This window comes from Nannocystis sp. RBIL2 (assembly GCF_026626745.1).
In the GTDB taxonomy this organism is placed as follows: Bacteria; Myxococcota_A; Polyangia; order Nannocystales; family Nannocystaceae; genus Nannocystis.
Genome location: NZ_JAPNJW010000001.1, coordinates 6,026,824 through 6,047,870 on the forward strand (window position 1 = coordinate 6,026,824; position 21,047 = coordinate 6,047,870).

Below are 21,047 nucleotides of genomic sequence, written 5' to 3' on the forward strand. Positions count from 1 at the left end.
ATCGCACTTGCGCGGGCTCGCCCCGGGCGCTCCGGGCGCCCGCGGCCGGGCACTGCAGAGGCCCCCGTGCGCTGCTGCGGGCTTTGCGCGGCGTGGCGCGGCGGGCCCCGCGGGCACAAGGGTGTGCGCCCGCTCGCTCGCGGCGATCTGCCACAGAGCGCTCGCGGCGTTTCACCACGCATGTCTTCGCGGACATGTTCGATGAGACATCCCTGTAAGTGATTCCGCGGTGTTCGGGCTGGCCCGCGGAGTGATAGAAGAGGCCGCTCATGCGGACTCTTTTGGCTTCATGCTTGCTCTTGCTCGCCGCCTGCCCGGGCGACGAGGCGACGACTGTCTCTTCGGCCAGCTCGACCGCGGAACCCCCGACCACCGAGGCGCCGACGACGGGCACGACGACCAGCGGGGCGCCGACGTCGAGCACCACCTCGAGCACGGAGGGGCCGACGAGCACGGAGGGGCCGACGAGCACGACGGGCGCGGCGGGCGTCGAGGGGCTCGAGCTGATGCAGCGACTGGCGGGCTTGTGGAGCGGGCCGGCCTCGATGACGCCGCTGGGGACGTTCCCGCTGATGAACATGGACGTGCGCGCGGCGTCGGGGCAGGTGCTGTTCAGCCGGGTGGATCTCGACGCGAACAACAGCCTGCGCTTCGCCTTCGAGGTCGAGGACCACGGCGCGGGGCCGGTGCTGGTGTACCGCAACGGCGGCTACTTCCTCGGCCTGCTCCGCGACTCGCGGGCGGTGCTGACGGAGCACGACGATTCGAGCTGGCGGTTCTGCTCGGCGACGAAGGGCTGCGAGTACATCGACGCCACGTTCGGCTTCGACGGCGACGACCACCTGATCCTCGACGTCAAGGTGAAGGGCGTGCAGCACGTGTACTGGGACGCGCTGCGCGAGGAGACGCGCGCGCTGCCGGAGCCGTTCCCCGCCGACCTCGAGCCGCTCGCCCCCGACGCGCCGTTCCCAGCGATGCCGAGTTTAAAGATCGATGTCGGCTGGGCCGAGCCGCTGGAAGAGGAGGGCGGGGTGTGGGCGATCCTGACGACCGAGCCGTGCGATCTGCAGTTCACTTGCAAGCACAGCCGCTCGCTGCTGGGCCCGGCCGCGGCGGGGTCGACGTCGGCGTCGCTGCTGATCGACCAGCTCCACCCGGGCGACTACAAGCTGACTGTGGTGCTCGACCGCAACGGCAACATGGCGGAGACCCTGTTCCCCGACGCGGGCGACGGGGTGTCGGTGCCGAATCAGGCGGTGAAGGTGGCGCCGAGCGGCGAGACGAGCGTGAAGGCGACGATCCTCGTCGACCTTTGATGATGAATCGAGAGACATGTCTGAATAGACATGTCTCTCGGGACGCTCGCTAGAGGTCGCCGCCGTGGAGCCGGCCGAAGACGCGGGCGAGCATCACGGACATGGCGACGAAGCCGGCCGCGGTGGCCGCGAAGTGCGAGCCGCGGCGGAGGTCGATCTGGCCGACGCGCAGCAGCAGCAGGTAGGCGACGAGCAGGTTGAAGAGGCCCCAGGCGACGTTGACGGTCGAGGACGAGAGGCCCTCGCCGGGCGGGTCGGCGAAGGGGCTCTGGAACGGCGCGCCCGAGACGCCCTGGACGAAGTGCGGGACGAAGTTGGCGAGGAACGCCCCGCCGAAGAAATACGCGACGTAGTGGTACCAGCGCATGCCTGCCTCGCCGCGGAGGATAGGTTGGTTTGTCGCTTGGTCGCCAGCGGGTGCTCCGGGCTCGCGGATGGGTATGTGGCTACATGGACATGTCTTTTCGGGCATGTGTCGACTTGAGGAGGAACGGCGGGCACAGGCGGGTGTGACTCGAGAGGTCGCCCGGTCGAGCGCGGGCGAATGAGGTGCGACGCGGCTGCCCGGGTGGGCGTCGCGCGGAGAGCGAAGTGCTATGCTCGCGCGCGTGACGCCCGAGGTCCTGCGGCTCGCCGCGCTGTTCGAGGAGGTGCTGCAGGCGCTGGCCGAGGTGCCGCTGGCCGAGCTGGTGGCAGGGCGCGCGCTGCCGGAGCCGAGCGCGGCGCTGGTCGAGCACCTGCGGGCGCACCGCGCGACGCTGGCGGGCTGGCTGCGCACGCCGGGCTGCGCGGAGGCGCTGTGCGTGCGGCTGGCCCGGTGGCTGTGGAGCCGCAACCAGTACGTGCGCCTCGATCGCGCGGCGTTGACTGCGGCGTGCGCCCGGGCGGCGAGCGAGCTGGCGGACGTGCTGGCGGGTGAAGCTGATCTGAAGGACATGTCCGAACGGCTAGTACGCACGGGACAGGAGCTGCAGGCCCGGGTGGCGGCGCTGGTCCGCGCTGGCGGCGGCAAGACCGACGTGGTCTGCAGCGAGTACGCGGTGACGCTGCAGCGCGACGCGCTCGGCCTGGGCGACGAGCCGCTGACTGCGCCGGTGCTCGACGTCGGCTGCGGGCAATCGGCCGGGTTCGTGCGCGCGCTCCGGGCCGAGGGAGTGGCGGCCACCGGGCTCGACCGCGAGGCGCCGGAGGACGTGGCGCTGGTCGGCGACTGGCTGACCTTCCCCTTCGGACAGGATCGCTGGGGCACGATCGTGTCGCACCAGGCGTTCTCGCTCCACTTCGTGCATCAACACCTGGCCCAGGGCCCGGAGGCGTTCGCGTACGCGCGGGTGTACATGGCGATGCTGCGCTCGCTGAAGCCGGGCGGGCGCCTGGTGTACGTGCCGGGGCTGCCGTTCGTGGAGTCGATGCTGCCGGCGAGCACGTACCGCTGCACGAAGGTGCCGCTGCCGGAGGCGATGCTGACGGAGGCGGTCCATGCGCTCGAGCGCGCGGCCGGGTTCGAGCTGGCGTACGCGGCCCACGTCGAGCGGCTGGTCCGAGGTTCGTGATAGCCTCAGGCGGTGGGGATCCGCGAAGAGCGTCGCCGCCTGCCGATCGTGGCGTTGGCCCCGCCGACGCGCTCGCGCAGGGCGCTGCCGGTGGCGGCCGGACAGGCCCCGGTGCCGCGGATCGTGGTGTGGGAGTTCACGAGCGCGTGCGACCAACACTGCGCCCACTGCGGGCCGCGCTCGGGCAAGCGGCGCCCCGACGAGCTGAGCACCGCGGAGGCGCTGCGCCTGGTCGAGGAGCTGGCGGCGGCCGGGGTCGGTGAAGTGACTCTGATCGGCGGCGAGGCGTACCTGCGCCCCGATGTGCTGCAGATCGTGCGAGCGATCCGTGAGCGCGGGATGAGCTGCACGATGACCACCGGCGGCTACAGCCTGACCGGCGAGATCGCCGAGGCGCTGGTCGAGGCCGGGGTGCAGAGCGTGTCGGTGTCGATCGACGGGCTCGCGGCCTGCCACGACGCGCTGCGCGGGCGACCGAACAGCTTCCAGCGGGCGTTCGCGGCGCTGCGCCACCTGAAGGCGGCGGGCTCGCAGATCTCGGCGAACACGCAGCTCAACGCGAAGACGCTGCCGGACCTCGAACCACTGCTCGAGCTGCTGCACGCGGAGGGGATCCACAGCTGGCAGGTGCAGGTGACGATGGCCCACGGGGCAGCGGCGGACCACCCGGAGATCTTGCTGCAGCCGTACCAGATGCTGCCGGCGTACGAGGTGGTGGAGCGGCTGCTGGGGCGCTGCGAGGCGCTGGGGATCCGCCTCTACCCGGGCAACAGCCTCGGTTACTTCGGTCCGCTCGAGCATCGCCTGCGCCGCAACTCGACCCAGCGCGGGCACTACTTCGGCTGTCAGGCGGGGATCTCCGGCGCGGCAGTGTCGAGCCACGGCGAGGTGAAGAGCTGCCCGAGCCTCGGCGAGGAGGGGGTGGGCGGGTCGTGGCGCGAGCACGGGTTCGCGGCGCTATGGGAGCGCGCGCCGGAGATCGTGTACATGCGCCAGCGGACCCGCGCAGAGCTGTGGGGCCGGTGCGCGAGCTGCTACTACGCGTCCGTGTGCATGGGCGGCTGCACGTCGATGAGCGAGCCGCTGCTCGGCCGCCCGGGCAACAACCCGATGTGCCACCACCGGGCGCTCGAGCTCGACCGCGAGGGGCTGCGCGAGCGCATCGAGCCGGTCCGCGCGGCGCCGGGTCAGCCGTTCGATCACGGGCTGTTCAGGCTGATCCTCGAGCACAAGGACCCGGAGCTGCGGGCGCGCCACGGGCCGCTGCAGATCGACGAGCCCCGGCGCTCACGCGTCGACGAGCCGAACGGGCCGGGCTCACCGCTCGAGTGATCTGTCTGTTCGGGCATGCCCTGAAGGCCATGTGATTGCGGCCCGGCGGCGGCTGCGAAGCAGGGAGGCCCGCTCGCTCGCGCCTGTGTCCGCGGCGGGCGTGGACCCGGAAGCGCCGAGAAACCACCGTTCATCCTGATTTGTCGCATGCATCTCGCGCCCACCGGCGACGGGAGACGGACATCGGCCGTCCGAAACGAGGTAATGTCGAGGACATGCGTACTCTTTTGGCGCTTATGTATCTCCTGGGCGCGCCGGCCGAGGTCGTCGCATCTCCGGCGTCGAGCCCCGACCTCTCCCCGGGCGGCGCGACGATCTCGCCGCAGCAGCGCTACCGCGTCGAGCTGCCCGCTGCGACCAGCGGGATCGTCGATCCGCGAGCGTTCCCCGAATGGCGCGCACGCGACGAGCGACTCACGCGGGCGACGATCGTGACCGGCGCGATCGCAGGCGTCACCGGGGCGCTGTTCCTCGGCTCGTTGATCTACCTCGGCGTCTTCACGGCGAACCGCGACCCGCGCTGCTGCCTCGACGGTTATCCGGGCGTCCTCCCGGCGATGATCACCGGGCCGCTGGCGTTCCTCGGCCTGGCTGGCTTCTCCGGGGTGGCCATCGCCCGTCGGATTCACCGCCGGCCGCTGCGGCGCTATCAAGCCAGGCCGTCGCTCGCGGGGCTGCAGATCCAGTTCTGAGAGAGGCTCCTGGGACATGTCTTTGGAGACATGTCCCGGGATGCTAGTTGAGGTCGTCGTTCTGGGCCGGCGGGGCGCCGTAGGGCAGCGGCAGGGTGTCGAAGGTGTCGTTGGTGGTCGAGTCGGTGTCGGTGCCGGTGCTCGTCGTGGTGGTGCCCTCGGTGTCGAGGGTGGTGGTGCCCTCGGTGTCGAGGGTGGTGGTGCCCTCGGTGTCACCGGTGGTGGTGGTCGTCGTGTCGAAGGTGGTGGTGCCGTCGGTGTCGACGGTGGTCGTGACCGGGCCGTCAGTGGCGGTGTCGGTGGCCGTCGGGTTGCCGGTGCTGGTGGAGGTCGAGGCGCTGGTGGTGCCCGTGGTGCCGGCGGTGTCGCTGACGGTGCCGGTGCTCGTGACGGGCTCCTGCGTGGTCTGCGTGGCGTTGGTGCTGGTGCCGTCGCTGCTGTCGCTGCCGTCGCTGTCGCTGACGCTGCCGACTGTCTCGTCGACGGGCCGATCGGCGCAGGCGGTGAGGCCGACGCCGAGCATCGCGCCCAGCACGAGGGCGGGGATCATCGAGGCCGAACGCAGGGCGGCGCCGCAGAAGCAGCAGGTGGCGACTTCGCCCAGGATGTGACGGGAACACGCGGGACAGAGCTGCACAGCGGCAGCATAGGCGAGTTCGCCGCGGCCGAGTAGCCCCGCGCGGAGCCTCGACGGTCGGGCCGAGGAGGGCCGGCGAATGACCTCGCGCGCGCGAGGTCTGCTTCGCAGCGCGGCGTTTGCGAGACGGCGCGAGGTCGATGGCATGGGCTCGCTCGCAGCGGCTGAGTGCGCTCGGCGCCCGCGCGGGGCCGGAGCGAGGCGCGCGTGTTGCAGAGGGCGAGCCGGGCGGACTCGCGCGGTGAGATGCCTCCGGCCGGTGGTTGGCCGGCCGGACCCGGCCGCGCATCGCGTGGGTGTCTACAAGGACATGTCCTTGAGGACATATGAGAGCGACGGGAGGCGGAGCGCCTCCGCCGAGCGCGGGGCCGACTCGGCAGCGGTCGGCGAGGGTTCAGTCGTCTTCGCTGAAGCGCTCGTCGAGCACGCGAGAGAGGCCTTCGAAGTAGTTTTCGCCGTCGGCGAAGCGGGCCTTGTATGCGCTGAAAAGGAGGCCGCGGAGGCTCGGCGTGCGACCGTTCCAGCGGGAGCTGTTGCCCCCGCCGCGCTCGCGATGGTACTCGGGCGCGATGGCCATCAGCTGCTCGTCGGTGGCGCCGACCGCCGTGCGCCAGAAGGCCTCGCCCTGGGCGACGATCCAGTCGGTGAGATTTTCAGTGGAGCCCTCGGACCAGTAAGACTTACCGTCCGTGTCGAGCGGCCCCTCCCACGATTCGCGCACGTCGGCGCCGGCGTCGACGACGTCGGCCGAGAGGCCGAGGAGTGACTCGGCGTCCAGGTCGGCGAGTCGCCGCACGAGCGCTGCGCCGTCAGGCTGGGTCTCCGCGAGCAGGGCGAACAGGCGATAGCTCGAGGCCACGACGACGACTTTAGCGCAGACGGCGGTCGAAGAGGGAGCTTACGGGCACTCGGGGAGGGGGCCGTCCATGCACGACTCGAAGCCGGGGGGCACGCAGCCGGAGGCGACGTCGAAGCCGACGTCGGGCTGGTCTATCGGACAGACGGTGACGACCGCTGGCGGACAGGGCGGCTGGAGCTTGTCGCAGGCGAGGAACTGCTGGGCGTCGAAGTCGGCGCAGAGCATCATGTCCTGCTCCACGTGCGGGGCGCCGAAGTGGGCGGTGCAGTTGGGATCCGCGGCGCACGTCTGCTCGTCGAGGCCGAGGCAGGCCTCGCCGCACAGGGTGAGCATGGTCGTGCATGGTTCGAGGTCGGATGGGATGCAGGTGTCGTCGAGGAGATAGACCTCGAGGCTGTCGGGACGACAGGCGATCGTGGGCGTCGCGCCGCAGTCGGTCTGGACGATGCACCCGAGGTAGGCGGGCAGCGGACTGCAGCCGGGGAACTCGAACGGGGTGCCGAGGATCGGGCGACAGCCGGTGGTGGAGCCGCAGGTGAGCTCGTCGAGGCCGTCGCAGGCGAGGCCTTCGGTGGTGGCGGCGGTGGTCGGGAGCGCCTCGCTGAGGCTGCCTTCGCTGGTGCCCGTGCTCTCGGTGGTGGTGGCGGTGGTGGTCGAGGTAGTGTCGGGCTCGACGGTGGTGGAGTCGCTGGCGCTGTCGTTGCCGGGGTCCTTGGGGTCGCCGATGATCTGGCAGGCGGCGAGGCCGAGGAGAAGCGAAGGGTAGAGGATGCGCATGGGCTCATCGTAAGAGATCCAGCAAGCAGCTCGCGACGGTCGAGTCCGCTGACTCGAGCGGGCGCGCGACGGCGGGCGCGCGCTGCGAGGCGCGAGGAGCCGCGTTCGCAGGCGTGGCGCGACGGCGCGCGGAGGCAGAGAGCGGGACGAGAAGGAGCTGCGGGGGCGAACGGTGCATAATGCGGATGCCATGCCGAAGCCCGAGTCCGCCCCGAGCGATGATCAGGTCCACTCCGCCGACGCAGCCCTCGCCGACGCCGAGCGACGTCTGGCAGAGCTGAGCGCCGAGCTGCAGGCGATGCGCGAGACGCTCGAGCGGGAACGATCGCAGCACCACGCGTGGGACCTCGAGCGCGGCTCGCTGCGCGGCGACCTGGCGGAGGCGCGCCGCAGGCTCGACGCAGAGTCGCAAGCGCACGCGCAGACCCGAGGGGCCCACGACCTGATCGAGAGCCGGGTGGCGACCGTGCAGACGGAGCTGGCCGACGCACGCCGCGAGACGAACCGCCAGCGCGAGCGCGCCGACAAGGCGCAGCACGAGCTGGACGAGGCGCGCCGCCAGCTGGAGGCGGAACGCACCAATCATCGGGCGACTCGCGAGCGGACGGACTCGCTCGAGAGCGGACGCGCGAAAGCGGGGCAGGAGCTGGCGGCCCTGCAAGCGCAGGTCGAGCGCGCGGGGGCAGAGGCGAACGAGTTGCGCCTGAAGCTGACGGCCGATCAGACTGTGCTGCTCGAGGCGCAGTCGCGCTGCGAGTCGCAGGCGAAGGAGCTGGCGCTGCTGGGCGAGCGGGCGGCTGCGGCCAAGCGGGCCCTGGCCGAAGAGACAGCCGCGCACGCGGCCACGCGCCGCCAGCTCGAAGAGACCCGCGAGGCGATCCGCGACGACGAGCGCCGCCGGCAACGCCGGACGATCGCTAGCGTGGTCGGCGGGGCGGCGCTCGGGGCGGCGCTGTTCCTGCGGCGACGGCTCGGCTGAGCCCTCGAGTCATGAGTGCTTCAGGACATGCTCTTTCAGGCATGTCCCAGGATGCTCTCGCGGCGTCGACGCTCACGGCGGCGTCTTGATGTCGGGCGGGGCCTGCGAGACCTGCTCGGCGCGGACGAAGCTCCGCGGTTGAAACACCGCAGCTCGACGACGGGGACGCGCCCAGGCAGGGAAGGAGCGGCGCGGAGGCGACGGCGGGGCGGGGGCGGCGGAGCGGCGCGATCTTGAAATTCTCGGGACATGCTCTTTCGAGCATGTCCTGAGATCCATTGATTGAAATTCAGCGGTTGAAAAACACCGGCAGCTCGACGACGGGGACGAAGCCGAGGCGGGTGAGGATGGGGGCGGAGGTGGTGGCGCGGGCGTGGGTGGTGACGAGCTTCAGGCCGCGGGCGGCGGCGTGGCGGACGCGAGCGGCCAGGAGCGAGCGGTAGGCGCCGCGCGAGCGGTGATCCTCGAGCACGACCGCGCCGATGAGGAAGGCCGAGCGCGGGAGGGCGGCGTAGTTGCCGATGCCGATCGGCTCGCCGTCGCGGCGGGCGAGGAAGAAGTGGTTGCGATCGTCGGTCGGGTCGGCGAGGACGGAGCGCTGATAGGCGAGGAGCGGGGCAGGGTCGACGTTCCAGCCGCGCGCGGTGACCTCGGCGTGGAGCTCGACGGTGTCGGGGCCGACGCGCTCGACGGTGACGCCGTCGGCCTCGGGGATCTGCAGGGAATCGATCGCGGCGGCCAGGACGACGACGCGCTCGCTGCGGAGGCCGCGACGCGCGAGCCGCTCGGCGAGGTCGAGCGGACGACAGTCGGGAGTGACGGTCCAGCGGAAGCGCAGGCCGTGCGCGGCGTACTGGGCGAGGGTGGCGTCGATGACCGACTCGACTTCGTCGTCGCCGAGGCGGGCGAACGCGACCTCATTGAAGCCGCCCTGGCGGAAGGAAGGGGTGAGGAGCTGAAACCAGTCGGGGCGCTCGTAGACCTGGGTGTCGGCGTAGGCGCCCCGGGCCTGGCGCGGAGAGACCAGCGCTTCGTGCAGGAGTTCGTCGCGGGTGAAGCCGGCGAGCATGCGCGCAGCGTAGACCAAGACGGTCGCCCCAGGCGATTGTGCCGCGCCTGCTGTCGGTGCTGCCCCGGGAGGAAGTTTGGGCCGTGGGCGCGCGTTGCCAGGGGTGATGGAAGGGCTGAAGGCATCGCTGCCGTGGGTGGTGATGACGCTGTTCGCGTGCGGGGCGGAGGAGCACGAGGACGCCGAAGGCTCCGAGTCGGGACATGGCACTGAACTCGCTGCCCGTGGCCCATCTGAGCCGCCCGCGGCGAAACGAGCGGCGAGGACGGACCCGAGCTCGACACACTCGGCGCTGCGGAGCGGGCTTGTGAACGAGGTCGAGAAATGTCCGGAGGTCCGTGACGGCGGGTCGAGCGACGCGGACGGCGACGGGATCGCGGATGCTGACGACCTGTGCCCCGCGGAGGCCGAGAACCACAACGGCTTTCAGGACGGCGACGGGTGCGACGACCTCGTGCCCACCGAGCTGGTCGACGTCAGCGTGCTGCTCGCCGAGCCGTGCTTCGTCGGCAGCGGCGCGACGCTGCGGCCGAAGACGCGGCGAGCGCTCGGCGTCTATGCGGACTTGCTGGCGAAGCACTCCGACGTCAAGGTCGAGATCTCGGCCCACAGCAGAGGGATGCGGAGCGCGCAGCGGGCGTACGACCTGACGCAGCGGCGAGCCGAGGCGGTGGTGGACGAGCTGGTGCGCCTCGGTGTGGCGCGCGAGCGGTTGGTGGCACGCGGCGCCGGGATGGACGAGTCGTACTGCTGCGAGGCGCCGTGCGACGGGCCGCAGCGGCTCGAGGTGAAGCTGCTGAGGGAGTGAGCCGGCGGTCCGTGATGCTGTCCGAAGGGACACGTGGCGCGAAGGCCGAGACCTTTGGGACGGGTCGACGGGCCTCGCGGCGCTCGACTGGGGCGGCAGCGGCCATCCAGGCTGTCCGGAAGGGCAGAACGAAAAACGATGGCCTTCAGGACATGTCCGATGAAACATGTCGCCGGACTTCGCCGCGGCGCTCGAGCAGGGCGACGGCGATGTAGACGACCAGAGAGGCGGCCATCGAGGTGAGGAAGGGGGCGGGGGTGAGGCCGAGGTAGCGGCCGAGCAGCCACAGCACGAGGCCGACGAACAGGGCCGCGAGGGCGCTCTTCGGGCCGCCGAAGCGGCTCCACAGGGCGAAGGTGAAGACGACGACGAGGCCGCCGCCGGTGAAGCCCGAGGCGTCCTCGACGAGGTCGTGGACGCCGTCGGCGGCGCGGCCGACCAGGTAGGCGAGGACGCCGAACACGAGGGTGCACAGGCGCGAGACCTGCAGGCGCTGGCGGTCGCTCATGCCGGGGCGCATCGGCTCGACGAGGTTGCGAGCGACCACGGAGGAGACGGCCAGGAGGGCGCCGTCGACGGTCGAGAGGATCGCGGAGATCAGGGCGCCGATGAACAGGACGTAGGCGACGGGGCCGAGCAAGCGCGAGGCGACCGCGGGGAGGATCTGCTCGGGGTGGTCGAGCGGGCCGACGAGGCCGACGCCGACGAGGCCGACGAGCACGGGGATCAGGCCGATCAGCAGGTAGAGGCCGCCGCCGAGCAAGGTGCTGCGGCGGGCGATCGTCGGCGAGCGACAGGCGAGGACGCGGACGATCAGCTCCTGGGCGGCGAGCGAGCCGAAGATCGGGATGGCCCAGGCGTCGAAGGTCTCGAGCAGCGAGGTCGAAGATGACCCGAAGGACAGGCGCTCGGGGGCGACGCTGGCGAGCGCGGGGCCGAGGCCGCCGGCCGCGTCGACGACGGCCCAGCCGAGCAGGCCGAGGCCGATGACGAGGGCGATGCCCTGCACGAGGTCGGTGACGACGCCGGCCATCAAGCCGCCGGCCGAGGCGTAGGCGACGACGGTGCCGGCGGCGAGGGCGATGGCGACCTCGATGTTCATGCCGGTGCTGGCCGCGAGGACCTGGCCGAAAGCGCGGATCTGGGCCCCCGCCCACAGGAACGAGGTGGGCGCGACGAGCAGCGCGGTGACCCGCTCGACCGCGGGCGAGTAGCGCTGGCGCATGAGGTCGGCGATCGTGGCGATCCCGCGGCGCCACAGCGCGGCCGCGAAGAGGACGCCCATGAGCAACAAACACACGGCGTAGCCGAACGGGTCGGCCGAGCCGCCGCCGAGGCCGTGCTCGGCGATCTGGCCGGCGGCGCCGATGCAGGTCTCGGCGCCGAACCAGGTGGCGAAGATCGTGAAGGTGGCGAGGACGTAGCCGATGTTGCGCCCCGCCAGCAGGAAGTCCTCCTGGCTGCGCACGCGCCGGGCCATCCACAGGCCGAGCGCGAGCTGGGCGAGGACGTAGGCGATGACGCCGGCGATCAGCAATGCACGCGCGGGCTCAGTCGACGAAGAAGTCGGGGGCCAGCTCGGCGCCGGGGACTACGGAGTACTGCTCGAGGTCGGTGACGCCGGCGCTGCGCAGGAGGTCCTCGTCGACGAAGAAGTTGCCGGTGCAGGCGCGGCTCGGCCGGGTGAGGATGTGGTAGGCCGCGTCGGCCATGATGTCGGGCTTGCGGCTGACGGACATCATCATGTCGCCGCCGAGCATGTTGACGGCGGCGGTGGCGATGGTGGTGCGCGGCCACAGGGAGTTGACGGCGATGCCGTCCTCCTCGAACTCGGCGGCCATGCCGAGGACGCACATGCTCATGCCGTACTTGGCCATGGTGTAGGCGACGTGCGGCTTGAACCACTGCGCCTTCATCGACAGCGGCGGGCCGAGGTTCAAGATGTGCGGGTTTTCGGCCTGCTTGAGGTGCGGGATGCAGGCCTGCGAGCACAGGAAGGTGCCGCGCGTGTTGATCTGGTGCATCAGATCGTAGCGCTTCATCGGCGTGTCGAGCGTGCCGGTGAGGCTGATCGCGCTGGCGTTGTTGACGAGGATGTCGATGCCGCCGAAGTGCTTGACCGCGCGCTCGACCGACGAATACACCTGCTCGTCGCTGCGGATGTCGCACACGAGCGGCAAGGCCTTGCCGCCGGCCTCCTCGATCGCGGCGGCGGCGGTGTAGATCGTGCCTTCCAGCTTGGGGTGCGGGTCGGCGGTCTTGGCGGCGATGACGACGTTGGCGCCGTCACGAGCGGCGCGGACGCCGATGGCGAGGCCGATGCCGCGGCTGGCACCGGTGATGAAGAGGGTCTTGCCTTGCAGGGTGCTCATGGGTTCTCGCGTGCGGGGTTCAGGGCCGGGGCGGCTGGTAGGAGATGGCGGTGATCGTGAAGGTGACGCTGCCGCGCGGGCGCTGGACGGTGGCCTCGTCGTCGACCTCCTTGCCGAGGAGGGCCCGCGCGACCGGCGAGGCGACGCTGATCTTGCCGGCGTCGACGTCGAACTCGTCGGGGCCGACGAGCTGGTAGTGGACGACGTTGCCGTCCTCGTCCTCGAGCGTGACCCACACGCCGAAGTTGACCTTCTCGGGCGGGCGCACCGGCGGATGAAACACGGTCAGCGACTCGATCCGCTTGGCCAGGAACTCGAGGCGGCGATCGATCTCCCGCAGCCGGCGCTTGCCGTAGATGTACTCGGCGTTCTCCGACCTGTCCCCAAGAGCAGCCGCGGCCGAGACCTCGCTCGTCACTCGCGGCCGCTCGACCCTCCACAGGTGGTCGAGCTCGTCGCGCAGCTTCTTCATGCCGTCGGCGGTGATGTAATGCGGCGCCTTGGGGCGCTCGCCCTCGGGCGCGTCGTTCGCCATGGGCCTGACGATGGCCGCGCGGGCGGCCCGAGGTCAACCCCGATCGTCTAGCCCGGGCGGAGCGCGCGCGGAGGGCCCGAAAGCGCCGGCGCCTCCTCGGCCTCGACGAGGGCCTGGGCGACGATCAGCTCGGCCCGCTTGCGGCCCTGGCTCAGGCGGGCGGCGGCGAGGAAGAGGGCGGCGGCTCCGACGACGCCGAGAGTGATGCCGGCCCACATGATCAGCGGGGCGAGCAGCGCTCCGAAGGCGGTGATGCCGAGCGAGAAGCCGCCGAGGATGAAGCCGCCGAGGGCGAGGTTGCTGCGGCCGGCGCCGGCGTCGACGTCGACCTTGACGAGGGCGCCGCCCTGGCCGTCGCCGTCGGCGTGGATCTTGTAGACCACACCGGCGCTGTCATCGACGATGTCGGCGCGGCTCGGGCCCTGGCGATGGCCGGTGTGACCGACCTGCTTGGCGAAGGCGCGCCGCACGACGTCGAGCGCCTGCTCCGGCGGGACGTCGAGCCGGGTCTCGGCGCTGTACTGGGCCAGCTCGGCGCCCTCGCTGCGCCGCACCAGGGCCTTGCCGGTGGCCTGTGGGCCGTTGCGCTCGACCAGCGCCCGGCGGAGCTCCTCCGGCGAGATCCCCGCCTCCGCTGCCGCCTCGCGCAGCTCCTGTTCCGAAAGGCCAGGTCCCGCGTTCATCGCCTCGAAAGCGTACCCGATCTTGCGCTCCCGGCGCGTGGTAGAAAGCGCGGCCATGACGGACGTCGCAGCGATCGAGGCGCGGCTTTCGGCGCTCGCGGGGCGTGGGGTGCAGATCATCGATCCCCGCCAGACCTACGTGGGGCCGGAGGTGCGCGTCGAGCGGATCCACGCAGGGGTCGTGCTCCACCCGGGGACGCGGCTGCAGGGCGCGCGCACTTTTCTCGGCCCGGGCGCCGAGCTCGGGCGCGAAGGCCCGGTGGTCGCGGTCGACTGCGTGCTCGGCGAACGCGCGCGCATCGACGGCGGCTACGCGTCCGGCGCGGTGCTGCTGCGCGGGGCCTCGGCCGGGTCGGCGGCGCACCTGCGCGAGGGGACGCTGCTCGAAGAGGAGGCCAGCACGGCCCACGCGGTCGGGCTCAAGCACACGATCGTGCTGTGCTTCGGGACTTTGGGGTCGCTGATCAACTTCTGCGACGTGCTGCTGGCCGGCGGGACGTCGCGCGAGGACCACTCCGAGGTCGGCAGCGGCTTCATTCACTTCAACTTCACGCCGTGGGGGGCGCGCGGGGACAAGGCGACCGCGTCGCTGGTCGGTGACGTGCCCCACGGGGTGCTGCTGCGCTCCCGGCGGATCTTCCTCGGCGGCGCCGGCGGGATGGTCGGGCCGCGCGAGGTCGGCTTCGGCGCGGTGACGGGCGCGGGGCAGGTGGTGCGCAAGGATGTCCCGGAGGACAGGTTGGTGGTGCAGCCGCCGCGCGCGGTCGACATCGCGTACTCGCCCGAGCACCTCGACGCGGCCGAACCTCGGGCGCGCCGGCAGGTCCGCTACATCGCCCAGCTGCACGCGCTACTGGCCTGGTACCGGCAAGTGCGGCTGGCTCGGGTGCCGGGCTCGCGGGACGATGTGCGCGCGGTGATGACGGCGGCGATCGAGACGCTGACGCTGTGCGTCGCCGAGCGCGAGAAGCGGCTCGCGGCCTTTTTAAAGGAGCGCGGGGTGGCGATGCCGATGCTGCCGGCGCCGGAGCTGGCGTGCCCGCTGGCGATCGCGGCGGAGGAGCCGTACGTCGACCACGTCGAGTGGGTCCGCGGGCTCGCGGCGCAGGACGTGTCGCGCTGCGTGGAGTGGCTGCGCGCGGTCGAGGCTTCGGTGATCGAGGCCGGGGAACTTTAGAGCCGAGCCAGCGGGCAGGTCCTTCGGAGCATGTCCTTCGGACCATGTCCTTGGGCTCATGTCCCTGCGGGCAGGCTCGGCGCCAGCAGCGAGAGGGCGCGGGCGGGGCCGATCGCGGTGATCAGGGTGGTGAGCTTGGGGCCCTTGTCGCGGCCGATGAGGAGGTCGTAGACGACCGGGAGGAAGGTCTTGTTGTCGAGGCTGGTGCCCTCGCACAGCGCCTTCATGGTCGGGACGAGCTCGTCCTCGCGGATCTCCTCGCGGCCGCGGAGCGGGGCGACGAGGCGGGCGAGGCAGGTGGCCTCGTCGGCGGACAGCTCGCGCTGCTTGGGCTCGCGGCGGAGCTTGTAACGGAACTCGTCGGGGCCCCACTCGGCGATCCAGTTCCACACGCAGCGGGCGCGCTGCCGGGTCAGGCGGCGCGACTCGTCGCCGACGATCTGGCCGGCCTCTTCGTAGTAGGCCACGGTCTTGTCGAGGTCGCCCTCGAAGATCTGCAGCGTCATGCTGAGGTGGCGGAAGCCGGGCACGAACGGCATGACGTCGCCCTCGGCGATCCGCCGGTGGTCGACGCTGGCCAGCTGCATGGTGCGCTGGGCGACCAGGCGCGCCTGGGCGTCCTTGGCCGGCTCGACGCCGTAGGCGATCCGCCGCGTGCGGTCGAAGTTCTCGTAGAGGGTGATGACGTCGAGGTCGAAGCTGATCTGGAACTCGGTGTTGGGGCGGAACGAGACGAACAGCCAGCGCAGCACCTCGGGCTCGTAGATCTCGAGGCAGTCGGAGACGGTGACGACGTCGCCCTTGGAGCTCGAGATCTTGCCGGCGCGGCCCTTGATCCGCACGAAGTCGTAGCCGACGTACTCGGGGGCCTGCCAGCCGTAGACGACGCGGACGATGTCCTTGGCGGTGTCGAAGCTGCCGCCGGCGGTGCTGTGGTCCTTGCCGCCGGGCTCGAAGCAGACGCGCTCGTGAGCCCAGCGCATCGGCCAGTCGATGCGCCACGGGAGCTTGAGGTTGCCGCCCTGGCGCAGGTCGACGTCGGCGGCGTGCTTGCACGCGCTGCAGTCGTAGTGGACGGTCCACTCGCCCTCGACGGCGAAGGTGAGGGTGTCGCGGCCGCAGTTGTCGCAGAAGCCGGACAGCGGCAGCCAGTTGTCCTCGAGGCGGGTGTTGGCGGTGGTCTTGTCGCGGACGCTGTTGAGGACGGCGCGGATGTCGGCGGCGTGCTTGAGCGCGAGGCGGATGCCGTCGGCGTAGGCGCCGGCGCGGTAGCGCTGCGACTGACGGATGAACTCGGGGCGGATGCCGAGCGGCGCGAGGCTCTTCTCGAAGGCGGCGATGTTGTGCCCGGCGTAGCTGTCGTGCTCACCGTAGGGGTCGGGCACTGCGCTGATGCTGCGGCGCAGGTTCTCGGTCAACATGTCGCGCTGCGGCATGTCGGCCGGGACCTTGCGCAGGACGTCGAAGTCGTCCCACGAGTAGATGAAGCGCACGTCGGCGCCGCGGTCGCGCAGGGCGCGGGCGACGAGGTCGACTGTGATGACCTCGCGGAAGTTGCCGACGTGCACGACGCCCGACGGGGTGATGCCGGCGGCGACGGTGACGACCTTGGCGTCAGAGTGCGCGGCGAGGGTCTTGGCGGCGGCCGCGTCGGCCCAGTGATTGAGGTACGGATCGTGACCCGCTGCGGGATCCATGGCGGGAAGTGTTGTCGCAGATGCGCGACGCCGCGAGAAGCCCCGCGCTCACGACCGCTGGTGACTTTGCGGCGGCGCGGCGCGAGGACATGGTTTTAATAAAGCGCAGCGCCCGGCGCCGGCCGATGTTCGGCGCGGCAGCCGAGCGCGGTGGTCTCAGCGCGGGGACGGTCCGCTCGGGTGGTGGCGACGCGCCGGCGTGGCGGCCGAGCGGTGTTTTCCAGCGCGGGGGGCGGCTGGTTCAGCGGGAGGGCGGTCCCAAGCAGTCGCAGCGACGCGCCGGCGGCCGAGCGCTGGTTCAGCGCGACGCGCCGGCGTGAGGGCGGAGCGCCGGGAGCCTGCGGCGAGGCGGCCAAGACAGGTCGCGGCGGCGCAGGTTCGCTGCGTCGCCGCGAGGTCTCTCGGGTGGAGCGCGGCGAGAGGTCGCGCCGCGCGGAGCGGGTGCTCAGGGCGTGGCGGCGGGGGCGGGGCCGCAGCTGGCCTCGTCCTGGAGCGCGTTGGCCGCGTCGATCAAGGGCTGGCCGGCGCCCTTGCTGGTGTAGATCTTGCTGGCCTCGCCGATCAGGCGGCACGCTTCGGGCGTGTTCTTCTTGTCCTTGTAGCGGACGACGGCGGCCTGGCCCTCGAGCGCGCGGGCGCCGATGAGTTCGTTGCCGGGCTGCTTCTCGACCAGGCGTTGGGCCTTGACGAAGGTCGAGGCGGCGGAGTCGAGCTCGCCGGGGTTGACGATCGCGTTGTCCTCGCCGCCGAAGGCGAGGTTGATCTTGGTGTTGCCGTACATGACGAGGGCGAGGCCGGCGTTGGGGCCGTCCTTCTGGAGGTTGTACGCCTCCTCGAAGTCGGCGGCGGCGCCGGCGAAGTCCTCGGTCTTGAGCTTGTAGGTGCCCTGGGCCAGCTTGGCGGCGATCTTCACCTCGGGGTCGCCGGTCTGCTCGGCCATCGCCTGGGCGTGGTCGGCCGGCTCCTTGGCGTTCTCGACGACGTCCTCGGCGAGCGCGAGCGACAGCCAGGCGGCGCCGAGGCCGGAGGCGCGGGCCTTCTGCTTCGACTTGAGGTCGTCGACCAGCGGCTTCATGCTCTCGATGACCTGGCCGTACTGGCCGGCGATGTACTTCTGGCGGGCCTCGGCGATGGCCGGCGGATCGGGCTCGGTGGCGGCGGGAGCAGGCTTGTCGCCGGCGTCGGTGGTGGGCTTGCCGTCGGGCGGCGGGGTGGTGTCCGCGGACTTCTTGCAGGCGGCGATCAGGCTGAACGCGGCGAGGCAGACGAGGATGCGCTTCATTCGGTGGTCTCCTGCGGGGCCTGTGCGGGGGAGGGAGGGGAGGATAGCGCCTCGGCGGCGGCGTGGACGGCAGTTTCTGCGGGCGCGGGCGGATTCGGCCGGCTGTGAACCCGCACGTAGAGGTTGCCGTCGCCGCCCAGCGAGCCGTAGACGAGCTTCGCCGGGTCGGGGTCGTTGCCGAAGCGCTCGGGTTTGAACCGACCGATGACCTCGACTTCGTCGCCGATGTAGAGCCCCGTGCTCGCCACGCGCGGGCCGGCCTTCTCCTCGGGGGCGATGACTTCGGCGCGCTCGAGGTTCTCGATCGTGGCGCGGCCGGTGCCGTCGGCGACGACGACGATCTCGGCGGCGACGGCGGCGTCACGCGGGGCGCCGCTACGGTTGCGCCACACGCACTCGCGCCCCGGGGGCCCGCCGAGGTTGCCGTCGGCGGAGGTGATGACGCCGCGGATCATGATCGGCTGGGCCTCGGCGCCGGCGATCGGCGTGAGCAGGCCGCGCTCGAGGGAGCGGGCGACGAAGCCGGAGAACTGCGGATCGGTCTTGATCGCGCCCCTGGGCATGCGACGACCCTTGGGCTCGAGGTTGCGGGCGCTGCCGAGGCGCTTCGCCCGGAAGTTGCCGAGCATGTAGACGAGGATCGCTACCGGGATCAGGACGGCGAGGACGACGTAGGACCACTCGAAGGCCGGCGCGGCTTCTTCGACCATCATGGCGATCACCAGTAGGCCTCGGCGAGCGCGAGGGTGAAGCCGAGCTTCTCGTGGTCCTCGGCGAGCGTCTTGCCCTCGACCAGCGAGCGGCCCGAGCCGCCCGGCTCGATGCGGGCGATCGTCGCGCCGGCCATGCGCTGGCCGTCGGAGAAGTGGACCTCGGGGACCACGTTCTCGATCGCCACCGTGCTGCGGTTCTTGACCAGCAGGACCCAGCGGATCCGTCCGAGCCAGATCTCCGGCGAGCCCTCGACCTCGATCTGCACCGCCGGATAGATGTCGTAGGCGCGGTTGGCCCGGCCATCGTGCGGGCGCGGCAGCAGCTTCATGCGCTCGGCCTGGTAGTCCATCTCGACCAGGAACTCGCGCATGACGTTGAGCCCGAGCAGACCCTGCGAGCGGTCGTTGGCGCAGCCGTCACACACCGACACGAGCAGGCCTTTGAGCTCGATGCCGCCGAGGCGCAGCTTCGGCAGGTAGACCATCCGGCTCTCGCGCGGGCCGCTGGCGGTGTTGAACTGCAGCGTCGGTGCGTCGGCCGGGACGGTGAGCCCGAGCTTCGCGGCGGTCTCGGTGTGCACCGTGGTGAACGAGGCGCCGGTGTCGAACAGATACGGCAAGCTGAGTCGACCCGCGGGGCCCTCGAGCTCGACGTTCATGAGGATCGCGTTGCCGGCGGCGGAGAAGGGCACGGCGATGGCGGTGCCGGGCGCTGCGCCCGCGACGGCGGTGATCGGCGCGGGCGTGGGCGCGGACTCGCGCGCGATGGCGCGGGGAGCGGCGGGGACGGGCGGGGCGAGGCGATCTGCCAGTCCGTTACCCACCGCACTGAGGATCCGCGCGACCTTGTGAGAGTCGCCGAAGCGCTTGCCCGCGAGGTCGCCCTGCGCCCGCAGCGACTGGACCAGAAGGTCCGGGATCACCTGAGTGCAGAGGAGGATCGCCGCCAGGTTCCACAGCAGAGGCAGCCACATCATCGCCGCGGACAGGCGTCGGCCGTCCGTGCCGTACTTCCACACCGCGAGGGCGATCGGCAGGCCCAGAGTGACGATGAACGCGAGGATCCACAGCCACGGGGCCGATACGCGGGCGTCGAGCTGGGCGGTGCGCGCGAGCGAAAAGTTGCACCACAGCGCGAACGGCACCACGAACATCGACGCGAGGACGAGCGCAAAGGCGCCGAGCGAGCTCAGCGCCACGGACGCGCTCATGCCCGGCCTGGCGTGCCTCGGTGCGCTGCGCGAAATGTTCACTTGCAGATACTATCTCGAGTGAGTGGCGTGGGGGCCAGTGAAGACTGTCGTTGGATCCTCGCGGGGAAAACCCGTAGGATGTGGCGACGGGAATGGCTGACGCGCCGAAGCCTGCGAAGATCGCCACGTTCGGCGTGCGCTTCGAATCCTACGACGACTTCCTCGTAGAGTACACAGACAACCTGCGGCGCGGGTTTCTGTTGCTCCCCGGCGTGCGCAGCCTCGAGGCGAACCAGCCGGTGCGAGTGAAGCTGAGCCTGCCGAACCGCGCCATTTTGTACCTCAGCGGGACGGCGGTCGATCTCGGGGCCGACGGCGGCAAGGGCACGCTGATCCAGCTGGCGGCGTTCACTGCCGAGCAGGAGCGGATCTTCGGCCTGTGCGTGAACTCGGTGCTCGACGCGTCGACCAGCCCGCAAGCGGAGCCGCCGCCGACGCGTCCGCTCAACGTGCTGCTGGTCGACGACCAGGCCAGCGTGCGCACCGAGCTGGCCGCGGCGCTGCGCGAACGCGGGCTGAACATCACCACCGCCGACAACGGGCTGATGGCGATCTCCGCGGCGCTCAAGAGCGAGCCGGACCTGCTGCTCACCGACGTCGAGATGCCGGAGATGGACGGCTGGACGCTGCTGCGGATGGCCCGCGGGCGCAAGAAGCTGGCCCACGTGCCGGTGGTGTTCCTGACCGCGCTGTCCGACGACATGTCGCGGCTCCAGGGCTACCGCATGGGCGTCGACGACTACCTGCCGAAGAACCTGTCGCCCGACGAGATCGTGGCTCGCCTGCAAGGAGTGGTCGCGCGCCGGGCCGGACTCGGGGCCGTCGAGAACCGCGGGCTGCGCGGCGACCTGCAGCACGTGCGCCTCGGCAGCGTGCTGTCGTTCCTCGAGGCCGAGAAGAAGACCGGCGACCTGCGGCTCGAGAACGGGCAAGACAGCGCGGTGCTGCGGCTCTTGCAGGGCACGCTGCGCGACGTCAAGAACCTCGGCTACGCCGCCTCCGCGATCGACCGCGTGTTCGACCTGCTGAGCTGGGAGGGCGGCCAGTTCGAGTTCTTCACGCTCGAGCCGCGCGAGATGCACGACCTCACGCTCGAGCCGCTGTCGATCACGTACTTGCTGATGGAGCACGCGCGCCGCGAAGACGAGGCCAACGAGAGCGCGCGCCTCGAGCGGCTGATGGCCAGCCAGTCCGGCTCGTTCGACCAGGACCTGTAGACAGGTCCGTCAGGACAGGTCCGAGAGGACATGCTCTGATGGACAGGGCCCTTCAGGCATGTCCTTAAAGCCAGAGCGCCCGCCGAGCCGTGAAGG

21 protein-coding genes are annotated in these 21,047 nt (G+C 71.2%); 8 read left to right on the forward strand and 13 right to left on the reverse strand.

The window, feature by feature from the left end:
- The first annotated feature begins 269 nt into the window (after positions 1–269).
- Positions 270–1,316 carry a hypothetical protein gene (locus OV090_RS23975; RefSeq protein WP_267706617.1) on the forward strand — a complete coding sequence of 349 codons (1,047 nt, stop codon included), beginning with the start codon at positions 270–272 and terminating at the stop codon, positions 1,314–1,316.
- Between the two features lie 49 nt (positions 1,317–1,365).
- Here the strand turns inward: OV090_RS23975 and OV090_RS23980 are convergent, their stop codons facing one another.
- Entirely contained in the window at positions 1,366–1,683 is a 318-nt protein-coding gene (locus tag OV090_RS23980; RefSeq protein WP_267706619.1) for a hypothetical protein, read from the reverse strand.
- A 241-nt stretch (positions 1,684–1,924) separates the two neighbouring features.
- On the opposite strand from OV090_RS23980, the gene OV090_RS23985 reads away from it, so the two are divergent.
- The 3 genes from OV090_RS23985 (at position 1,925) to OV090_RS23995 (ending at position 4,893) form a co-directional block, all read left to right on the forward strand.
- Complete coding sequence (locus tag OV090_RS23985) at positions 1,925–2,869, forward strand: class I SAM-dependent methyltransferase (protein ID WP_267706621.1); 945 nt, start codon at positions 1,925–1,927, stop codon at positions 2,867–2,869.
- A gap of 12 nt (positions 2,870–2,881) precedes the next feature.
- Positions 2,882–4,201, forward strand: a complete 1,320-nt coding sequence (locus OV090_RS23990; protein WP_267706624.1) for a radical SAM protein — start codon at positions 2,882–2,884, stop codon at positions 4,199–4,201.
- A gap of 236 nt (positions 4,202–4,437) precedes the next feature.
- A complete protein-coding gene (locus OV090_RS23995; RefSeq protein WP_267706627.1) occupies positions 4,438–4,893 on the forward strand; it encodes a hypothetical protein in 456 nt (151 codons plus the stop codon).
- Positions 4,894–4,936: 43 nt separating this feature from the next.
- Here the strand turns inward: OV090_RS23995 and OV090_RS24000 are convergent, their stop codons facing one another.
- The 3 genes from OV090_RS24000 to OV090_RS24010 all read right to left on the reverse strand — a co-directional run bounded on the left by OV090_RS24000 (position 4,937) and on the right by OV090_RS24010 (position 7,166).
- A complete protein-coding gene (locus OV090_RS24000) occupies positions 4,937–5,530 on the reverse strand; it encodes a hypothetical protein (RefSeq protein ID WP_267706629.1) in 594 nt (197 codons plus the stop codon).
- Between the two features lie 394 nt (positions 5,531–5,924).
- Positions 5,925–6,389, reverse strand: a complete 465-nt coding sequence (locus tag OV090_RS24005; protein ID WP_267706631.1) for a hypothetical protein — start codon at positions 6,387–6,389, stop codon at positions 5,925–5,927.
- A gap of 39 nt (positions 6,390–6,428) precedes the next feature.
- On the reverse strand, positions 6,429–7,166 hold the full coding sequence (locus OV090_RS24010; RefSeq protein WP_267706633.1) for a hypothetical protein: 738 nt from the start codon (positions 7,164–7,166) through the stop codon (positions 6,429–6,431).
- A gap of 190 nt (positions 7,167–7,356) precedes the next feature.
- Here OV090_RS24010 and OV090_RS24015 point away from each other — a divergent pair, with 190 nt between their 5' ends.
- The gene (locus OV090_RS24015) at positions 7,357–8,145 is read left to right on the forward strand and encodes a hypothetical protein (protein ID WP_267706635.1); all 789 of its coding nucleotides are present in this window, start codon (positions 7,357–7,359) and stop codon (positions 8,143–8,145) included.
- Positions 8,146–8,434: 289 nt separating this feature from the next.
- Here the strand turns inward: OV090_RS24015 and OV090_RS24020 are convergent, their stop codons facing one another.
- Positions 8,435–9,214, reverse strand: coding sequence for a GNAT family N-acetyltransferase (locus tag OV090_RS24020; RefSeq protein WP_267706636.1), 780 nt, complete (start codon positions 9,212–9,214; stop codon positions 8,435–8,437).
- Positions 9,215–9,521: 307 nt separating this feature from the next.
- Between OV090_RS24020 and OV090_RS24025 the strand changes: the two genes are divergently transcribed.
- A complete protein-coding gene (locus OV090_RS24025; RefSeq protein ID WP_267706637.1) occupies positions 9,522–10,022 on the forward strand; it encodes an OmpA family protein in 501 nt (166 codons plus the stop codon).
- A gap of 145 nt (positions 10,023–10,167) precedes the next feature.
- Here OV090_RS24025 and OV090_RS24030 read toward each other — a convergent pair whose 3' ends face one another.
- From OV090_RS24030 to OV090_RS24045, 4 genes are read right to left on the reverse strand one after another with little or no spacing between them, the layout of a single operon-like run.
- Positions 10,168–11,559: a sodium:solute symporter family protein gene (locus tag OV090_RS24030; RefSeq protein WP_267706638.1), complete on the reverse strand. Its 1,392-nt coding sequence runs from the start codon at positions 11,557–11,559 to the stop codon at positions 10,168–10,170.
- A 13-nt stretch (positions 11,560–11,572) separates the two neighbouring features.
- A complete protein-coding gene (locus tag OV090_RS24035) occupies positions 11,573–12,394 on the reverse strand; it encodes an NAD(P)-dependent oxidoreductase (protein WP_267706639.1) in 822 nt (273 codons plus the stop codon).
- A gap of 19 nt (positions 12,395–12,413) precedes the next feature.
- Entirely contained in the window at positions 12,414–12,929 is a 516-nt protein-coding gene (gene greB / locus OV090_RS24040; RefSeq protein ID WP_267706640.1) for a transcription elongation factor GreB, read from the reverse strand.
- A 47-nt stretch (positions 12,930–12,976) separates the two neighbouring features.
- A complete protein-coding gene (locus tag OV090_RS24045) occupies positions 12,977–13,612 on the reverse strand; it encodes a hypothetical protein (RefSeq protein WP_267706641.1) in 636 nt (211 codons plus the stop codon).
- A gap of 55 nt (positions 13,613–13,667) precedes the next feature.
- Here OV090_RS24045 and OV090_RS24050 point away from each other — a divergent pair, with 55 nt between their 5' ends.
- Positions 13,668–14,789, forward strand: a complete 1,122-nt coding sequence (locus OV090_RS24050) for a UDP-N-acetylglucosamine pyrophosphorylase (protein WP_267706642.1) — start codon at positions 13,668–13,670, stop codon at positions 14,787–14,789.
- Between the two features lie 56 nt (positions 14,790–14,845).
- Here OV090_RS24050 and lysS read toward each other — a convergent pair whose 3' ends face one another.
- The 4 genes from lysS to OV090_RS24070 form a co-directional block, all read right to left on the reverse strand.
- Positions 14,846–16,486 carry a lysine--tRNA ligase gene (lysS, locus tag OV090_RS24055; protein ID WP_267706643.1) on the reverse strand — a complete coding sequence of 547 codons (1,641 nt, stop codon included), beginning with the start codon at positions 16,484–16,486 and terminating at the stop codon, positions 14,846–14,848.
- A gap of 445 nt (positions 16,487–16,931) precedes the next feature.
- On the reverse strand, positions 16,932–17,768 hold the full coding sequence (locus tag OV090_RS24060) for a hypothetical protein (protein WP_267706644.1): 837 nt from the start codon (positions 17,766–17,768) through the stop codon (positions 16,932–16,934).
- On the reverse strand, positions 17,765–18,481 hold the full coding sequence (locus tag OV090_RS24065; protein ID WP_267706645.1) for a hypothetical protein: 717 nt from the start codon (positions 18,479–18,481) through the stop codon (positions 17,765–17,767). The genes OV090_RS24060 and OV090_RS24065 overlap by 4 nt, the downstream gene beginning before the upstream one ends.
- A 5-nt stretch (positions 18,482–18,486) precedes the next feature.
- Entirely contained in the window at positions 18,487–19,692 is a 1,206-nt protein-coding gene (locus tag OV090_RS24070) for a retropepsin-like aspartic protease (protein ID WP_267706646.1), read from the reverse strand.
- Between the two features lie 134 nt (positions 19,693–19,826).
- On the opposite strand from OV090_RS24070, the gene OV090_RS24075 reads away from it, so the two are divergent.
- Positions 19,827–20,951, forward strand: coding sequence for a response regulator (locus tag OV090_RS24075; protein ID WP_267706647.1), 1,125 nt, complete (start codon positions 19,827–19,829; stop codon positions 20,949–20,951).
- Positions 20,952–21,047 lie beyond the last annotated feature (96 nt).

What these genes read in the sequence shown, in the direction of transcription:
- OV090_RS23975 (WP_267706617.1), top strand. Translation starts at nt 270, where the DNA reads ATGCGGACTCTTTTGGCTTCATGCTTGCTCTTGCTCGCCGCCTGCCCG.
- OV090_RS23980 (WP_267706619.1), bottom strand. Translation starts at nt 1,683, where the DNA reads ATGCGCTGGTACCACTACGTCGCGTATTTCTTCGGCGGGGCGTTCCTC.
- OV090_RS23995 (WP_267706627.1), top strand. Translation starts at nt 4,438, where the DNA reads ATGTATCTCCTGGGCGCGCCGGCCGAGGTCGTCGCATCTCCGGCGTCG.
- OV090_RS24010 (WP_267706633.1), bottom strand. Translation starts at nt 7,166, where the DNA reads ATGCGCATCCTCTACCCTTCGCTTCTCCTCGGCCTCGCCGCCTGCCAG.
- OV090_RS24015 (WP_267706635.1), top strand. Translation starts at nt 7,357, where the DNA reads ATGCCGAAGCCCGAGTCCGCCCCGAGCGATGATCAGGTCCACTCCGCC.
- OV090_RS24020 (WP_267706636.1), bottom strand. Translation starts at nt 9,214, where the DNA reads ATGCTCGCCGGCTTCACCCGCGACGAACTCCTGCACGAAGCGCTGGTC.
- OV090_RS24035 (WP_267706639.1), bottom strand. Translation starts at nt 12,394, where the DNA reads ATGAGCACCCTGCAAGGCAAGACCCTCTTCATCACCGGTGCCAGCCGC.
- greB (WP_267706640.1), bottom strand. Translation starts at nt 12,929, where the DNA reads ATGGCGAACGACGCGCCCGAGGGCGAGCGCCCCAAGGCGCCGCATTAC.
- OV090_RS24045 (WP_267706641.1), bottom strand. Translation starts at nt 13,612, where the DNA reads ATGAACGCGGGACCTGGCCTTTCGGAACAGGAGCTGCGCGAGGCGGCA.
- OV090_RS24050 (WP_267706642.1), top strand. Translation starts at nt 13,668, where the DNA reads ATGACGGACGTCGCAGCGATCGAGGCGCGGCTTTCGGCGCTCGCGGGG.
- lysS (WP_267706643.1), bottom strand. Translation starts at nt 16,486, where the DNA reads ATGGATCCCGCAGCGGGTCACGATCCGTACCTCAATCACTGGGCCGAC.
- OV090_RS24060 (WP_267706644.1), bottom strand. Translation starts at nt 17,768, where the DNA reads ATGAAGCGCATCCTCGTCTGCCTCGCCGCGTTCAGCCTGATCGCCGCC.
- OV090_RS24065 (WP_267706645.1), bottom strand. Translation starts at nt 18,481, where the DNA reads ATGATGGTCGAAGAAGCCGCGCCGGCCTTCGAGTGGTCCTACGTCGTC.
- OV090_RS24070 (WP_267706646.1), bottom strand. Translation starts at nt 19,692, where the DNA reads ATGAGCGCGTCCGTGGCGCTGAGCTCGCTCGGCGCCTTTGCGCTCGTC.
- OV090_RS24075 (WP_267706647.1), top strand. Translation starts at nt 19,827, where the DNA reads ATGGCTGACGCGCCGAAGCCTGCGAAGATCGCCACGTTCGGCGTGCGC.